The organism is Micromonospora sp. R311, from assembly GCF_056780015.1.
The window spans coordinates 73468-89438 of the sequence record NZ_JBSWCE010000028.1 but is presented as its reverse complement, the minus strand read 5'-3'; the positions used below and the strand labels follow the sequence as shown (position 1 = coordinate 89438).

13 protein-coding genes are annotated in these 15971 nt (G+C 70.9%); all 13 read right to left on the bottom strand.

The window, feature by feature from the left end; translation table 11 throughout:
• Positions 1-59: 59 nt before the first annotated feature.
• Complete coding sequence (gene nuoN, locus AC1WTP_RS23395) at positions 60-1613, bottom strand: NADH-quinone oxidoreductase subunit NuoN (RefSeq protein ID WP_481651415.1); 1554 nt, start codon at positions 1611-1613, stop codon at positions 60-62.
• On the bottom strand, positions 1610-3142 hold the full coding sequence (locus AC1WTP_RS23390) for an NADH-quinone oxidoreductase subunit M (RefSeq protein ID WP_481651414.1): 1533 nt from the start codon (positions 3140-3142) through the stop codon (positions 1610-1612). Before AC1WTP_RS23390 ends, nuoN begins: the two co-directional genes overlap by 4 nt.
• A 64-nt stretch (positions 3143-3206) precedes the next feature.
• Positions 3207-5165 carry an NADH-quinone oxidoreductase subunit L gene (nuoL, locus tag AC1WTP_RS23385; protein WP_481651413.1) on the bottom strand — a complete coding sequence of 653 codons (1959 nt, stop codon included), beginning with the start codon at positions 5163-5165 and terminating at the stop codon, positions 3207-3209.
• Positions 5166-5176: 11 nt separating this feature from the next.
• Complete coding sequence (gene nuoK / locus AC1WTP_RS23380; RefSeq protein ID WP_481651412.1) at positions 5177-5494, bottom strand: NADH-quinone oxidoreductase subunit NuoK; 318 nt, start codon at positions 5492-5494, stop codon at positions 5177-5179.
• Positions 5495-5549: 55 nt separating this feature from the next.
• Positions 5550-6320: an NADH-quinone oxidoreductase subunit J gene (locus AC1WTP_RS23375; RefSeq protein ID WP_481651411.1), complete on the bottom strand. Its 771-nt coding sequence runs from the start codon at positions 6318-6320 to the stop codon at positions 5550-5552.
• Positions 6317-6958 (bottom strand): NADH-quinone oxidoreductase subunit NuoI, encoded by a 642-nt coding sequence (nuoI, locus tag AC1WTP_RS23370; protein WP_481651410.1) that lies wholly within the window; start codon positions 6956-6958, stop codon positions 6317-6319. The genes AC1WTP_RS23375 and nuoI overlap by 4 nt, the downstream gene beginning before the upstream one ends.
• Before the next feature lies 1 nt (position 6959).
• A complete protein-coding gene (gene nuoH / locus AC1WTP_RS23365) occupies positions 6960-8312 on the bottom strand; it encodes an NADH-quinone oxidoreductase subunit NuoH (RefSeq protein WP_481651409.1) in 1353 nt (450 codons plus the stop codon).
• Positions 8309-10789, bottom strand: a complete 2481-nt coding sequence (locus AC1WTP_RS23360) for an NADH-quinone oxidoreductase subunit G (RefSeq protein ID WP_481651408.1) — start codon at positions 10787-10789, stop codon at positions 8309-8311. Before AC1WTP_RS23360 ends, nuoH begins: the two co-directional genes overlap by 4 nt.
• Positions 10789-12105, bottom strand: coding sequence for an NADH-quinone oxidoreductase subunit NuoF (nuoF, locus tag AC1WTP_RS23355; RefSeq protein ID WP_481651407.1), 1317 nt, complete (start codon positions 12103-12105; stop codon positions 10789-10791). The genes AC1WTP_RS23360 and nuoF overlap by 1 nt, the downstream gene beginning before the upstream one ends.
• A complete protein-coding gene (nuoE, locus tag AC1WTP_RS23350; RefSeq protein ID WP_481651406.1) occupies positions 12102-13232 on the bottom strand; it encodes an NADH-quinone oxidoreductase subunit NuoE in 1131 nt (376 codons plus the stop codon). Before nuoE ends, nuoF begins: the two co-directional genes overlap by 4 nt.
• Positions 13229-14554 carry an NADH-quinone oxidoreductase subunit D gene (locus AC1WTP_RS23345; protein WP_481651405.1) on the bottom strand — a complete coding sequence of 442 codons (1326 nt, stop codon included), beginning with the start codon at positions 14552-14554 and terminating at the stop codon, positions 13229-13231. Before AC1WTP_RS23345 ends, nuoE begins: the two co-directional genes overlap by 4 nt.
• The gene (locus AC1WTP_RS23340) at positions 14551-15288 is read right to left on the bottom strand and encodes an NADH-quinone oxidoreductase subunit C (RefSeq protein ID WP_481651404.1); all 738 of its coding nucleotides are present in this window, start codon (positions 15286-15288) and stop codon (positions 14551-14553) included. The genes AC1WTP_RS23345 and AC1WTP_RS23340 overlap by 4 nt, the downstream gene beginning before the upstream one ends.
• The gene (locus tag AC1WTP_RS23335) at positions 15285-15965 is read right to left on the bottom strand and encodes a NuoB/complex I 20 kDa subunit family protein (RefSeq protein ID WP_481651403.1); all 681 of its coding nucleotides are present in this window, start codon (positions 15963-15965) and stop codon (positions 15285-15287) included. The genes AC1WTP_RS23340 and AC1WTP_RS23335 overlap by 4 nt, the downstream gene beginning before the upstream one ends.
• Positions 15966-15971 lie beyond the last annotated feature (6 nt).

Below are 15971 nucleotides of genomic sequence, written 5' to 3'. Positions count from 1 at the left end.
ATACGGACCGGGGGCCGGCCCGCCGCGGCGGACCGGCCCCCGTCGGCCCGGACGTCGGTTCAGCGCACGAACTCGGCGGCACCCGTGGCGAGGTCGAGCAGCGGCGCCGGGGCGACCCCGAGGACCAGGGTGGCGATCACGCCGATCATCAGCGCCGCCGAGGTGAGCCCGCCCGGCACGGTGACCGTCGGGGTGGACTCGCCCGGCTCGGAGAGCCACATCATCACCACGACCCGCAGGTACGGGAAGGCCAGCACCATGCTGGTCAGCACGCCGGCGATCACCAGCCACGCCTGCCCGCCGTCGAGCGCCGGCCCGAAGACCGCGAACTTGCTGGTGAAGCCGCTGGTCAGCGGGATGCCGGCGAAGGCGAGCAGGATGAAGGTGAAGACCCCGGCGTAGAACGGCGAGCGCTTGCCCAGCCCGGCCCAGCGGGACAGGTGGGTGGCCTCCCCGTCGGCGTCCCGCACCAGCGTCACCACGGCGAACGCGGCGAGCACCGAGAAGCCGTACGCGACCAGGTAGAACATCGTGCCGGAGAGCCCGTCCCGGCTCGGCGCCAGCACGCCGACCAGGAGGTATCCGGCGTTCGCGATCGACGAGTAGGCGAGCAGCCGCTTGATGTCGGTCTGGGTGACCGCGAGCACCGCGCCGACCAGCATGGTCAGCACGGCGACCGCGCCGAGGACCGGGGTGAAGTCCCAGCGGGCCCCGTCGAAGGCGACGTGGAACACCCGCAGCAGCGCGCCGAACGCGGCGACCTTGGTGCAGGCGGCCATGAAACCGGTGACCGGGGTCGGTGCGCCCTGGTAGACGTCCGGCGTCCAGACGTGGAACGGAGCCGCCGCCGCCTTGAACAGCAGACCGATGCTCAGCAGCGCCATGCCGGCGAAGAGCAGCAGCGGGCTGGCGGTGGACTCGGCCACGGCCGCGTTGACGGTGGCGAAGTCGACCCCGGCCGAGCCGTTCGGGATGCCCGCGGTGAAGCCGTAGACCAGGGCCACCCCGAACAGGAAGAAGGCCGAGGCGTACGCGCCGAGCATGAAGTACTTCAGCGCGGCCTCCTGGCTCAGCAGCCGCCGACGGCGGGCCAGCGCGCAGAGCAGATAGAGCGGCAGCGAGAAGACCTCGAGCGCGATGAACATGGTCAGCAGGTCGTTCGCCGCCACGAAGATCAGCATGCCGCCGATCGCGAACGTGGTCAGCGGGTAGACCTCGGTGGCGCCGTTCGAGCCCTCGGCCTGCCGCCGGTCGTCGGCCGACTCCGCGGGGAACGCGGCCTGGGCGACGAACGCCCCGCCCCGCTCCACCGAACGCTCGCCGATGAGCAGCAGCGCCATCGCGGCGAGCACCAGGATCGCGCCCTGGAGGAAGAGCGTCGGCCCGTCGACCGCGATCGCCCCGCCGATGGTGATCAGCCGGTCGTCGGCGTTCAGCACCACCATGGTGAGCGCGCCGAGCACCGCCAGCAGCGCCAGCGACAACTGCACCAGGTGCCGCAGCCGCCGGGGCACGAACGCCTCGACCAGCACGCCGAGCAACGCGGCGCCCAGCATGATCAGGCTCGGCGCGAGCGCCGCGTAGTCGATCGAGGGGAGTTTGAGTTCACTCACTTTGCGGCCTCCTGGACGGTGCCGACCGAGGGCGCAGGGTCGGTCCTGCCGATGTCGTCCATGGTCGCCTGGACGGCGGGGTTGATCACGTCGGTGACCGGCTTCGGATAGAACCCGAGCAGCACGATCAGCGCGATCAGGGGTGCGACCACGACCTTCTCGCGCAGGTTGAGGTCGCGCCGCATGCCCTCGACCTCGGTCAGCGCCGGGTTGAGCGTGCCCTGCGTGGTGCGCTGCACCATCCAGAGCACGTACGCCGCGGCCAGGATGATGCCGAGCGTGGCGATGACCGCGACCGGCTTGTTCACCGTGAAGGTGCCGATCAGCACCAGGAACTCGGAGATGAACGGGGCGGTGCCGGGCAGCGCCAGCGAGGCGAGACCGGCGAAGAAGAGCACCCCGGCCAGCAGCGGCACCAGCTTGCCGGCGCCGCCGAAGTCGCTGACCAGCGCCGAGCCCCGGCGGGCGATCAGCATGCCGACCACCAGGAAGAGCAGGCCGGTGGCGAGCCCGTGGTTGACCATGTAGAGCACGGCGCCGGTGCCCGCCTGGGTGGTGAAGGCGAAGATGCCGACCCCGATGAAGCCGAAGTGCGCGATCGAGGTGTACGACACCAGCCGCTTCAGGTCGTTCTGGCCGACCGCCAGCAGCGCGGCGTAGATGATGCCGATCAGCCCCAGCGCCAGCGCCCACGGGGCGAACCACTTGGCCGCGTCCGGGAAGAGCGGCAGGCAGTAGCGCAGGATGCCGAACGTGCCGACCTTGTCCAGCACGCCGACGAGCAGTGCGGCGGCGCCCGCGGGCGCCGCCCCACCGGCGTCCGGCAGCCAGGTGTGGAACGGGAAGAACGGCGCCTTGATCGCGAACGCCAGGAAGAAGCCGAGGAAGAGCCAGCGCTCGGTGCCGGTGGAGATGTCCACCTGGGACAGCGCCTGCCAGTCGAAGGTCTTCCCGCCGACCACCCAGAGGCCGATCACCGCGGCGAGCATGAACAGACCGCCGACGAGCGAGTAGAGGAAGAACTTCACCGCCGCGTACTGCCGCTGGTGGCCACCGTAGCTGCCGATCAGGAAGTACATCGGCACCAGCATGACCTCGAAGAACACGTAGAACAGGAAGACGTCGGCGGCGGCGAAGACGCCGATCATCGTGCACTCGAGGACGAGCAGCAGCGCAAAGTAGACCGGCACCGACCGCTTCGACGACTCGGCGTCGTGCCAGGACGCCAGGATCACCAGCGGCACCAGCACCGCGATCAGCATCAGCATCACCAGCGCGATGCCGTCGGCGGCGAAGGTGAAGTTGACGCCCCAGTTCGGGATCCACGGGTAGGACTCGCGGAACTGGAACCGCTCACCGCCGACGGAGAAGGTGACCCACATGACCACCGACAGCACCAGCACCAGCAGCGACCAGCCGAGCGCGACCTGCTTGGCCAACTCCGGCCGCGTCCGCGGCACCAGGGCCACCACCAGGGCGCCGACCAGCGGCGCCACGGTGAGCACCGAGAGGAACGGGAAGTCGGACATTATGCGGCCTTACCTCCGTCGTCACTGCGCGGTCCGCCGACGACGGCCGCCTGGAAGAGGTCGATCACGCCAGCCACCCCGCCTCGACGGCCAGGAACGCCGCCAGCACCAGCAGCGCGCCGGTCAGGATGGAGGTGGCGTACGACCGGACGAAGCCGGTCTGCAGCCGCCGGAGCCGGCCTGAGCCGCCGCCGACCGCCGCGGCGAGGCCGTTGACCAGCCCGTCCACGCCCCGGTTGTCGAGGAAGACCAGCGCCCGGGTGAGGAAGATGCCCGGCTTCTCGAAAACCGCCTCGTTGAAGGCGTCGGTGTACAGGTTGCCCCGGGCGGCGGTGACCAGCACCCCGGCCGGCTGCGGCGCGGTGGCCGTGCCGGCCCGGAACAGGAACCAGGCCAGCCCGGCGCCGAGCACGGTGACCAGCAGCGAGAGCACGGTGATCACGGTGTGCGAGAGCACCGCGTGGTGCGCCGCCTCCTGGCCGCCGAGCCCGGCGGTCGCCTCCAGCCAGTCGGGCACGGAGGTGGCGAGCAGGAAGCCGGCCCCGACCGAGCCCGCGGCGAGCAGGATCAGCGGGACGGTCATCAGCGCCGGCGACTCGTGCGGGTGCTCGATGTCCTCGGTCCAGCGCTTCGGCCCGTGGAAGGTGAGCACGAAGAGCCGGGTCATGTAGAACGCGGTCAGCCCGGCGCCGAGCAGCGCGGCCATGCCGAAGAGCCAGGCCGTCCAGTCCTCCCGCTCGAACGCGGCCACGATGATCGGCTCCTTGGAGAAGAAGCCGGAGAACGGGAACATGCCGATGATGGCGAGCCAGCCCATCATGAAGGTGATCCAGGTGACCTTCATGTACTTCGACAGCCCGCCGAAGCGGCGGATGTCGACCTGGTCGTTCATGCCGTGCATGACCGAGCCGGCGCCGAGGAACATGTTCGCCTTGAAGAAGCCGTGCGCGAGCAGGTGCACGATCGCCAGCGCGTACGCCGCACCGCCGAGCCCGACGCCGAGGAACATGTAGCCGATCTGGCTCACCGTCGACCAGGCCAGCACCCGCTTGATGTCGTCCTTGGCCGCGCCGATGACGCAGCCGATCAGCAGGGTCAGCGCGCCGACGCTCACCACCACCAGTTGGAGGGTGGAGTTCGCCGAGAAGATCGGGTTGGACCGGGCGATCAGGTAGACGCCCGCGGTGACCATGGTGGCGGCGTGGATGAGCGCCGAGACCGGGGTCGGGCCCTCCATCGCGTCCGGCAGCCACGCCTGCAGCGGGAACTGGCCGGACTTGCCGGTCGCGCCGAGCAGCAGCAGCAGGCCGAGCACCAGCACCGTGGTCGCGCCGAGCGCGCCGACGCCGCTGAAGACCTCGTCGTACTGGGTGGTGCCGAGGGTGGCGAACATGATGAAGATGCCGATCGCCAGGCCGGCGTCGCCGACCCGGTTCATCAGGAACGCCTTCTTACCGGCGGTGGCGGCGCTCGGCCGCTCGTACCAGAAGGAGATCAGCAGGTACGACGCCAGGCCGACGCCCTCCCAGCCGAAGTAGAGCATCACGTAGTTGTTGCCGAGCACCAGCAGCAGCATGGCGGCGACGAACAGGTTGAAGTACCCGAAGAAGCGCCGCCGGCCCGCGTCGTGGGCCATGTACTCGACCGCGTAGAGGTGGATCAGGAAACCCACCCCGGTGATCAGCAGCACGAAGACCGCGGCCAGCGGGTCGAAGAGCAGACCGAAGTCCACCCGCAGGTCGCCGACCGTGATGAAGTCCCAGAGACTCAGCTCGACCGACTTGTTCTCCAGCCCGCGCAGCTGGAAGAAGTAGGTCAGGCCGAGCACGAAGGCGGCGCCGATGGCCGCCACGCCGAGCCAGTGCCCCCAGCGGTCCGCCCGCCGGCCGAGCAGCAGCAGGATCGCCGCGCTGACCAGCGGGATGGCCACCAGCAGCCAGACGCTGCCCAGCAGCCCGTCGGCCGTCGCGTACGCGACGGTGCCCGCCGGCTCGGCCGGGGCGTTCGTCAGAATCGTTCCCACCGCAGGACCCCTCAGTACTTCAGCAGGTTGGCGTCGTCGACGCTCGCGGAGCGCCGGGTCCGGAAGATCGACATGATGATCGCCAGCCCGACCACGACCTCGGCGGCCGCCACCACCATCACGAAGAACGCCATGATCTGGCCGTTGAGGTCACCGTTGATCCGGCTGAAGGTGACCAGCGTCAGGTTGGCCGCGTTGAGCATCAGCTCGACGCACATGAACAACACGATGGCGTTGCGCCGGACGAGCACCCCGGCGGCGCCGATGGTGAACAACACCGCGGCGAGCACCAGGTAGTAGTTCGGTTCGACCGAGAAGAACTGGTCCATTACCGGGCCCACCTTTCGTTCGCGGCCGCGGGGCTCGCAAGCTCACTCCTCGCGCTCACCGGTCCGTCCCCTTCAGCGCGGTCTCGTCGGCGGTCATCTCGCGCACCGGCAGGATCTCCGGAGTGCTCCGCTCGGTGAGCCGGCCGTCCGGCAGCCGGGCCGGGGTGGCCACCGAGGAGGAGGTGGCGAAGACGCCGGGGCCGGGCTTCGGGCCCGGGTAGTTGCCCGGGGCGAAGCGGGCCCGCATGGTCGCCGGCTGGTCGAGCCTGTCCTGCTTGCGCCGCTCGACGTGGGCCAGCACCATCGCGCCGACCGCGGCGGTGATCAGCAGCGCCGAGGTGAGCTCGAAGGCGAAGACGTACTTGGTGAACAGCAGCCGGGCGATGCCCTGCACGTTCCCCTCGGCGTTCGGCTCGGCCAGACCGACCGCGGTGACCCCGTCCAGCCCCCGGTAGAGGCCGGTGCCGGCCAGGCCGGCGAAGCCGAGCGCCAGCAGCAGCGCCGCGGTCCGCTGCCCGCGCAGCGTCTCGATCAACGAGTCCGACGCGTCCCGGCCGACCAGCATCAGCACGAAGAGGAACAGCATCATGATCGCGCCGGTGTAGACGATGATCTGCACCATGCCGATGAACGGCCCGGCCTGGAGCACGTAGAACACGCCGAGACAGAGCATGGTCAGCACCAGCCAGAGCGCCGAGTGCACGGCGTTGCGGGCGGCGACCATCCCGATCCCGCCGACCAGTGCCAGCGGGGCGAGGATCCAGAAGGTGACCGCCTCGCCGGTGGACACCGAGCCCGCCGCGGCGAGCACCGTCTGCGTGGTCATGCTCCGTCTCCCTTGCCCGCGGCGGCCCGCTGGGCGTGCTGCTCGGCGCCGGGGAAGGTCACCCCGGGGTGCTCCTCCAGCCGGTACCGCCCGGGGCCCATCGGGGAGCGCTCGGCGCCGGCCGAGGTGCCCGGGTTCTCCAGCGCGCCGACGTAGTAGTCCTTCTCGCTGTCCCCCAGCCGCATCGGGTGCGGCGGCTGCTCCATGCCCGGCAGCAGCGGCGCCAGCAGCTGCTCCTTGGTGAAGATGAGGTCCTGCCGGTTGTCCCGGGCCAGCTCGTACTCGTTGCTCATGGTGAGCGAACGGGTCGGGCAGGCCTCGATGCACAGGCCGCAGAAGATGCACCGGGCGTAGTTGATCTGGTAGACGCTGGCGTACCGCTCACCCGGCGAGAAGCGCTGCTCGTCGGTGTTGTCGCCGCCCTCGACGTAGATCGCGTCCGCCGGGCAGGCCCAGGCGCACAGCTCGCACCCGATGCACTTCTCCAGCCCGTCCGGGTGCCGGTTCAGGATGTGCCGCCCGTGGTAGCGCGGCGCCGACACCGGCGGCTTGAACGGGTAGTCGGTGGTGACGACCTTCCTGAACATGTGCGAGAAGGTGACCCCGAAGCCCTTGAACGTTCCGGTGATCGCGCCCACGTCACACCTCCCTGGAGTCCGAGCCGGCGGCGATGTTGGCCGGCTCCCGCTCGGCGACCACGCGCCTGGTGCGCGGGCTCGGTGGTACCTGCAGGTCCATCGGCGGCAGCGGGAAGCTGCCGTGCGGCCGGCTGTTGACCTGTTCCTGGAGCGTCGGCTCCGGCTCCGGCTTGCGGCTCGGCCAGAAGAGCGTGGCGAGCAGCAGGATGCCGGCCGGGATGCCGACCGCGATCAGCTTGCCGCGGGTGTCCCAGTCCTCGATCGAGCGCAGCCCGGCGAGCACCAGGATCCAGACCAGGTTGATCGGCAGCAGCACCTTCCAGCCGAACCGCATGAACTGGTCGTAGCGCAGCCGGGGCAGGGTGCCCCGCAGCCAGACGAAGACGAAGACGAGCGCGATCACCTTGCCGAAGAACCACAGCATCGGCCACCAACCGGAGTTGGCGCCCTCCCAGAGGGTGATCGGCCACGGCGCCCGCCAGCCGCCGAGGAAGAGCGTGGTGGTGACCGCGGACATGGTCACCATCGAGACGTACTCGCTGAGCATGAAGAGCGCGAACTTCAGCGAGCTGTACTCGGTCATGAAGCCCGCCACCAGCTCGGACTCGGCCTCGGGCAGGTCGAACGGCGCCCGGTTGGTCTCACCGACGGTGGCGATGAAGAAGATGACGAAGCTCGGCAGCAGCAGGATCGCGTACCAGCCGGGCGCCGGGAGCTCGGTGCCGAAGACGGTCAGCTGGGTGGCGTCCCGCTGGGCGGCGACGATCCCGCTGGTCGACATCGTGCCGGCGGTCATGAACACCGCCACGATGCTCAGCCCCATGGCGACCTCGTACGAGATCATCTGGGCGCTGGAGCGCAGGCCGCCGAGCAGCGGGTAGGTCGAGCCGGAGGCCCAACCGCCGAGCACGATGCCGTAGATGCCCATCGAGGAGCAGGCCAGCAGCACCAGCACCGCCACCGACACGTCGGTGACCTGCAACGGCGTCCAGTGGCCGAAGATGCTCACCATCGGGCCGAACGGCACCACCGACAGCGCGGTGACCGCGCAGATCACCGAGATGGTCGGCGCGAAGAAGTAGACGACCTTGTCGGCCGCCTTCGGCAGGATGTCCTCCTTGAAGGCCATCTTGAGACCGTCGGCGAGGGTCTGCAGCAGGCCGAACGGGCCGACCTGGTTGGGGCCGGGCCGCACCGCCATCCGGCCCACGACGCGCCGCTCGAACCAGACCCCGAGCAGCGTGGCGAGCACGGCGAAGACGAAGGCGAAGACGACCTTGATGAGGACCAGCCACCACGGGTCCCGGCCGAAGTCGGCCAGCGTCGGGTCCTGGGCCAGGTAGACCGCGTTCACTGGATTGCACCCCCTGCGTTGAGGAGCGGGCCCGGACGGCCGGCCGCGTCGGCGGCGATCGCGGCGCTGACCCGGACGACCGCGCCGGACGACGCGCCGAGGCTGCGCCGGACGGTCGAACCGGGTGAGTTGGTGGGCAGCCAGACAACGCCGTCCGGCATCTCGGTGATCTCCGCCGGCAGGGTCAGCGCCCCCCGGTCGGTGCCCACCGTCACCGGGTCGCCGTCGGCGACGCCGAGCGCCTCCGCGGTGCCCTTGCCGAGCCGGACCACCGGCGGGCGGGCGGTGCCGGTCAGATGCTCGTCGCCGTCGGTGAGGCTGCCCAGGTCGATCAGCTGGTGCCAGGTGGCCAGCACCGCCTCGCCGGCGCCGGGCTGCGGCACCGTGGCCGGCTCGACCGCCGGGGCGGCGGGCCGCTCGGTCCGGGTCGGCGGCAGCCCGCCCAGCTCGCGCCGGACGCTCGGCACGTCGCCGGTGCCGAGCCGCACGTCGAGCTGCGCGGCCAGCGCGTCCAGCACCCGGCCGTCGCTCATCGCGGCGGTCTGCAGCACCGCCTCGAAGGTGCGCAGCCGGCCCTCCCAGTCCAGGAAGCTGCCGGCCTTCTCGTCCACCGGGGCGACCGGGAAGACCACGTCCGCCCGGCGGGCCACCGCGCTGTTGCGCAGCTCCAGGCTGACCAGGAACGGCACCGTGTCCAGCGCCTGCTCGGCCAGCCGCGGGTCGGCCAGGTCGGCCGGGTCGACGCCGGCCACCACCAGCGCGCCGAGCTGACCGGCGGCCGCGGCCGCGATGATGCCGTCGGTGTCCCGGCCGGCCTGGCTGGGGATCACCCCGGCCGCGATGTCCCACGCCTCGCCCAGCTCGGCCCGGGCGGCCGGCTCGGTGACCAGGCGCCCCCCGGGGAGCAGGTTGGGCAGGCAGCCCGCGTCGACCGCGCCGCGGTCACCCGCGCGCCGCGGCACCCAGGCCAGCCGGGCGCCGGTACGCCGGGCGACGTCGGCCGCCGCGGAGAGGCCACCCGGCACCTCGGCGAGCCGCTCGCCGACGATCAGGATGGCGCCCTCGGCGCTCAGCGCCTCGGCCACCGTGGCGTGCTCGGCGAGCACACTGGCCTCCTCGCCCGGCACCACCCGGGCCAGCTTGGCGCCGAGCTTCTCCAGGCCGCGGGTGGCGAACGGCGCGATCGCGTAGACCGTCAGCTTCTTCTTCAGGTACGCCTTGCGCAGCCGCAGGAAGAGGATCGGGCACTCCTCCTCCGGCTCCAGGCCGACCAGCACCACGGCGGGCGCGTTCTCCACGTCCGCGTAGCTGACGTCGGTGCGCCCGGCCACCGTGCTGGCCAGGAACTCGGCCTCCTCGCGGGAGGCCGGCCGGGCCCGGAAGTCGATGTCGTTGGTGTTCAGCGCGACCCGGGCGAACTTCGCGTACGCGTAGGCGTCCTCGACGGTCAGCCGGCCGCCGGTGAGCACCGCGGTGCCCTGACCGCCGTCCCGGGCGGCGCGCAGCCCCTCGGCGGCGACGCTCAGCGCCTCGCTCCAGGACGCCTCGCGCAGCTCACCGGTGCCCTCGTCGCGGACCAGCGGGGTGGTGAGCCGGTCGAAGGCGCGGGTGTACTGGAAGCCCCACCGCCCCTTGTCGCAGTTCCACTCCTCGTTGACGGCCGGGTCGTCGCCGGCCAGCCGGCGCAGCACCTTGCCCCGCCGCCAGTCGGTGCGCTGGGCGCAGCCGGCCGAGCAGTGCTCGCAGACGCTCGGGCTGGAGACCAGGTCGAACGGGCGGGCTCGGAACCGGTACTGGGCGCCGGTCAGCGCGCCGACCGGGCAGATCTGCACGGTGTTGCCGGAGAAGTACGAGTTGAACGGCACGTCGCCGTCCCCGTCCTCCACCCCGTACGCGTCGTCCCGGTAGATGTTGATCTCCTCGGCGGACGACCGGTTCATCAGGTCGATGAACTTGTCGCCGGCGATCTCCTCGGAGAACCGGGTGCACCGCTGGCAGAGCACGCAGCGCTCGCGGTCCAGCAGCACCTGGGTGCTGATCTCCAGCGGCTTCTCGTACTCCCGCTTGTGCTCGTGGAAGCGGGAGTCGGCGCGGCCGGTGGACATCGCCTGGTTCTGCAGCGGGCACTCGCCGCCCTTGTCGCACATCGGGCAGTCGAGCGGGTGGTTGAGCAGCAGCAGCTCCATCACCCCCTCCTGCGCCTTCTTGGCGACCGGAGAGCTGAGCTGGGTGCGGACCACCATGCCGTCGGCGACGGTCTGGGTGCACGAGGCGACCGGCTTGCGCTGCCCCTCCACCTCGACCAGGCACTGCCGGCACGCGCCGGCCGGGGCCAGCAGCGGATGGTCGCAGAACCGGGGGATCTCGATGCCCAGCTGCTCGGCGACGCGGATCAGCAGCGCACCCTTGGGGGCGGTGACCTCGACGCCGTCGATGGTGAGCGTGACGGTTTCCGGGGCCTTGACGACGTCAGTCATTAATGGGCTCCCACCAACTGCTTGTCGGACAGCTTCGGCGCCGTGCGCCCCTCGATGTAGTCGAGGTAGTCCTGCTTGAAGTACTTCAGCGACGAGGTCACCGGGCTGGTCGCGCCGTCACCCAGACCGCAGAACGAGCGGCCGAGGATGTTGTCGCAGGTGTCCAGCAGGGTGTCCAGGTCCTCGTGGGTGCCCTGACCGGAGAGGATCCGCCGGTAGACCCGGACCATCCAGTAGTTGCCCTCCCGGCACGGCGTGCACTTGCCGCACGACTCGTGGTGGTAGAACTCCAGCCACCGGTAGGTCGCGTAGACCGGGCAGTCCTGGTCGGAGAAGATCTGGGTGGCCGTGGTGCCGAGGATGGACCCGGCCGCCGCCACCGACTCGAAGTCCAGCGGCACGTCCAGGTGCTCGGCGGTGAGCAGCGGCGTCGACGAGCCGCCCGGGGTCCAGAACTTCAGGTTGTGCCCGGGCTGCATCCCGCCGGCCAGCTCCAGCAGCTCGCGCAGGGTGATGCCCATCGAGCACTCGTACTGGCCCGGGTTGGCGATCCGGCCGGAGAGCGAGTAGATCATCGGCCCGGAGGACTTCTCCGTGCCCATCGTCTTCCACCAGTCGGCGCCGCCCAGCACGATGTACGGCACGCTCGCGATGGTGCCGACGTTGTTCACCACCGTCGGGCTGGCGTACAGGCCGTGGGTGGCCGGGAAGGGCGGGCGCAGCCGAGGCTGGCCGCGGAAGCCCTCCAGCGAGTCCAGCAGCGCGGTCTCCTCGCCGCAGATGTACGCCCCGGCGCCGGAGTGCACCACCAGCTCCAGGTCGAACTTCGTGCCGAGGATGTTCTTCCCGAGGTAGCCCTTGGCGTACGCCTCGCGCACCGCGTTGCGCAGCCGGCGCGCGGCGTGCACCGCCTCGCCCCGGATGTAGATGTAGGCGCGGTTGGCCCGGATCGCGTACGACGCGATGATCACGCCCTCGACCAGCGAGTGCGGGTCGTGGGTCATCAGCGGCAGGTCCTTGCAGGTGCCCGGCTCGCCCTCGTCGGCGTTCACCACCAGGTAGTGCGGCTTGCCGTCGCCCTGCGGGATGAACCCCCACTTGAGACCGGTCGGGAAGCCGGCGCCGCCGCGCCCGCGCAGGCCGGAGTCCTTGACCAGCTGGATCAGGTCGTCCGGGTGGGCCTTGAGCGCCTTGCGCAGCGCCGCGTAGCCGTCCAGCTTCTCGTAGGTGCCGATCCGCCAGGCGTCCGGCGAGAGCCAGCGCTTGGTGAGCACGGGAGTGAGCTTCGCCAGGGTCTCCCGTCGAGGCGTCGTCACTTCTGAGCCTCCGCTTCCTTGAGGTTGCGCTCCTGCGCCCCGGCCTCGTCGCCGGCGGGCTTGCCGTCACCGGCGGGCGGGTTGGCCGCCGCGCCGGCGACCTCGGCCTCCTGCGCGTCGCGCGGGGCCGGGGGCGCGGTGTCCACCGGAACCTTGGTGCCGGGGGCGTCCGGCACGGCGGTCGCCGCGTCCGGCTGCCGGGTCTCGGCCGCCCGCACCTCCGGCGACTTGTCGTCCGGCCCCTTGACGTCCGGGGCGGTGCTGCCGGTCGCCTGCTCCGGCCGGGCCGGCTCGCCGGCGCCCGCGTTGCCGGCCGTACCGGTCGGGGCGGACGCGCCGTCGCCACCCTTCACCGGCGCGGTCGTCACGGGCGCCGCGGCGGGCGCCGGCTGCTCGGCCTTGGCCGCCTCGGCCTTCGCCTTCGCCGCGGCCGCGTCGGCCTCCGCCTTGCTCCGGATCGGGGTGTTCGGGTCGAAGCCCGCCACCGAGATGCCGTGCTCCTGGGCCAGCCGCAGGCCGCGCAGGGTCGGCTCGCCCGGTCCGCCGTCGGCGACCGCGCCCTCGCGCTCGTCGGCGAAGCCGGCCAGCTGCACCGCCATCTCCTTGAGCGTGCAGAGCCGGGCGCCCCGGGTCGGCATCGGCCGGCCGCCGGCGCGCAGCTCGTCGACCACCCCGACCGCGGCCTGCGGGTCCACCTTGTCGAAGAAGTCGTAGTTGACGGTCATCACCGGGCCGTAGTCGCAGGCCGCCAGGCACTCGGCGTGCTCCAGGGTGATCTTCCCGTCGGCGGTGGTCTCGTCGTGCCCGACGCCGAGGTGCTCGGCGAGGGTGTCGTAGACCTCCTGGCCGCCGAGCACGTTGCACAGGGTGTTGGTGCAGACGCTCACCAGGTAGTCGCCGGTCGGCCGGCGCTTGTACATGGTGTAGAAGGTGGCCACCGCGCCCACCTGGGCCTTGTTCAGCCCCAGCACCTCGGCGCAGAACTCCACGCCGGCCGGGGAGACGTAGCCCTCCTCGGACTGCACCAGGTGCAGCAGCGGCAGCAGCGCCGAACGCGACCGGTCCGCCGGGTAGCGGGCGATGATCTCCCGCGCCCGCTGCCGGGTCTCTTCGGTGAAAACACTCATCGGTCACAACCACCCATCACGGGGTCCAGCGAGGCGCCGCCGGCGATCACGTCGGCGATCAGGCCGCCCTCGGCCATCGCCGGAAGGGCCTGGAGGTTGACGAAGCTCGGCTCCCGGTAGTGCACCCGGTAGGGCCGGGTGCCACCGTCGGAGACCGCGTGCACGCCCAACTCGCCGCGGGGCGACTCGATGCCGACGTAGACCTGGCCCGGCGGCACCCGGAAGCCCTCGGTGACGAGCTTGAAGTGGTGGATCAGCGACTCCATCGACTGACCCATGATCTTGGCCACGTGCTCCAGCGAGTTGCCCATGCCGTCGACCCCGATGGCCAGCTGCGCCGGCCAGGCGATCTTCTTGTCGGCCACCATCACCGGGCCGGGCTTGAGCCGGTCCAGCGCCTGCTCGACCAGCTTGAGCGACTCGCGGATCTCGGCCAGCCGGACCAGGTAGCGGCCCCACACGTCGCCGTCGGTGTGCGTCGGGACGTCGAACTCGTACGTCTCGTAGCCGCAGTACGGCATGGTCTTGCGCAGGTCCCAGGCCAGCCCGGCGGAGCGCAGCACCGGCCCGGTGACGCCGAGCGCGATGCAACCGGTCACGTCGAGCACCGCAACGTTCCTGGTGCGCTCGATCCAGATCGGCTGGCCGGAGAGGAGGTCCTCGTACTCCTTGAGCTTCTTCGGCATCAGCTTGAGGAACTCGCGGATCTTGACGATCGCCTCGTCCGGCACGTCCTGCGCCACGCCGCCCGGCCGGACGTACGCGTGGTTCATCCGCAGGCCGGTGATCATCTCGAAGATCTCGAGGATGTGCTCCCGCTCCCGGAAGCCGTACAGCATCATGTTGATCGCGCCCAGCTCCATGCCGGTGGTGGCCAGCCAGACCAGGTGCGACGAGATCCGGTTCAGCTCCATCATCAGCACCCGGATGGTGTTCGCCCGCTCGGTGACCTGATCGGAGATGCCGAGCAGCCGCTCCACCGCCAGCGCGTACGCCGTCTCGTTGAACAGCGGGGCGAGGTAGTCCATCCGGGTCACGAAGGTGCTGCCCTGGACCCAGTTGCGGTACTCGAGGTTCTTCTCGATGCCGGTGTGCAGGTAGCCGATCACCGAACGGGCCTCGCGGACCGTCTCACCCTCGAGTTCGAGGATCAGCCGGAGCACCCCGTGCGTCGACGGGTGCTGCGGACCCATGTTGACGACGATCCGCTCGTCGTTGATCGGGTCGGTACCGGAGACCACGCTGTCCCAGTCCCCACCGGTGACGGTGAAGACCTTGCCCTCGGCGGTCTCACGCTCGGTCGCGTAGTTGGACGTGGTCACTGGTACGACCTCCTCCGGTCCGGCGGCGGGATCTCGGCGCCCTTGTACTCCACCGGCACGCCGCCGAGCGGGTAGTCCTTGCGCTGCGGGTGGCCCTCCCAGTCGTCCGGCATCAGGATCCGGGTCAGGTTGGGGTGGCCGTCGAAGACGATGCCGAACATGTCGTACGCCTCCCGCTCCTGCCAGTCGGCCGTCGGGTAGACCGACGTGACGCTGGGCAGGTGCGGTTCCTCGACGGAGACCGCGGCCTCCAGCCGCACCAGGCGGCGGTAGGTCATCGAGGTGAGCTGGTAGACCACGTGCAGCCGCCGGGAGTCGGCGCCGAGGTAGTCCACCCCGGACACCGACGAGCAGAGCTCGAAGCGGAGCGCGAGGTCGTCGCGCATCACCTGGCAGACCTCGGCGATCCGCTCGGGGCGGACGTGCAGGGTCAGCTCGCCCCGGTCGACCACGACCTTCTCGATCGCGTCGCCGAAGGCCGGGTAGGCCTCCTCCAGCGCGTCGCACACCTCGTCGAAGTAGCCGCCGTACGGCCGGGGCGAGTCCTCCACGGCCCGGCGCGGGCGGACCAGGCCGCCGAAGCCGGAGACGTCGCCGGTGCCCTGGTTGCCGAACATGCCGCGACCGGCCGGGCTGGCCGGCGGGTACTCGGCGGGCGCGGTGCTGCTGGCGCCGGCCGGCGTGGTCGGCACGGGCACGCCGCCGCCGTCGATCCTGTCGTTGGGTGCGGTCACTTCTGGACACCCCCGTGCTGGTGCAGGTGGTTCTGGGCCTTCATCCAGTTCTCGATCCGCAGCTGCTCCTCGCGGCCCTCGCGGACGGCCTTCGTCCACTCGGCCCGCCGGGCCTTGTCGCTGCGGTACGACGACGGCATCGCGCCGTAGGGGACGACCGGAACGTCACCGCGGGCCTGGCGTGCCTCGAGCATCTTGCGGCCGTTCGGGCCGAGCGGCTCGTACATGATCTTCTCGCGCAGCTTGAGCACCGCGTCGATGAGCATCTCGGGCCGGGGCGGGCAGCCGGGAAGGTACATGTCGACCGGGACGATGTGGTCGACGCCCTGCACGATGGCGTAGTTGTTGAACATGCCGCCGCTGCTGGCGCAGACGCCCATCGAGATGACCCAGCGGGGCTCGGCCATCTGGTCGTAGATCTGGCGCAGCACCGGGGCCATCTTCTGGCTCAGCCGGCCGGCCACGATCATCAGGTCGGCCTGCCGGGGCGAGGCGCGGAACACCTCCATGCCCCAGCGGCCCATGTCGTAGTGCGGGCCGCCGGCCGCCATCATCTCGATCGCGCAGCACGCCAGACCGAAGGTGGCACCCCAGACCGACGACTTCCGCGACCAGTTGACCAGCTTCTCCACCGAGGTGAGCAGGACACCGGCGGGAAGCTTCTCCTCGATACCCATCTGAGG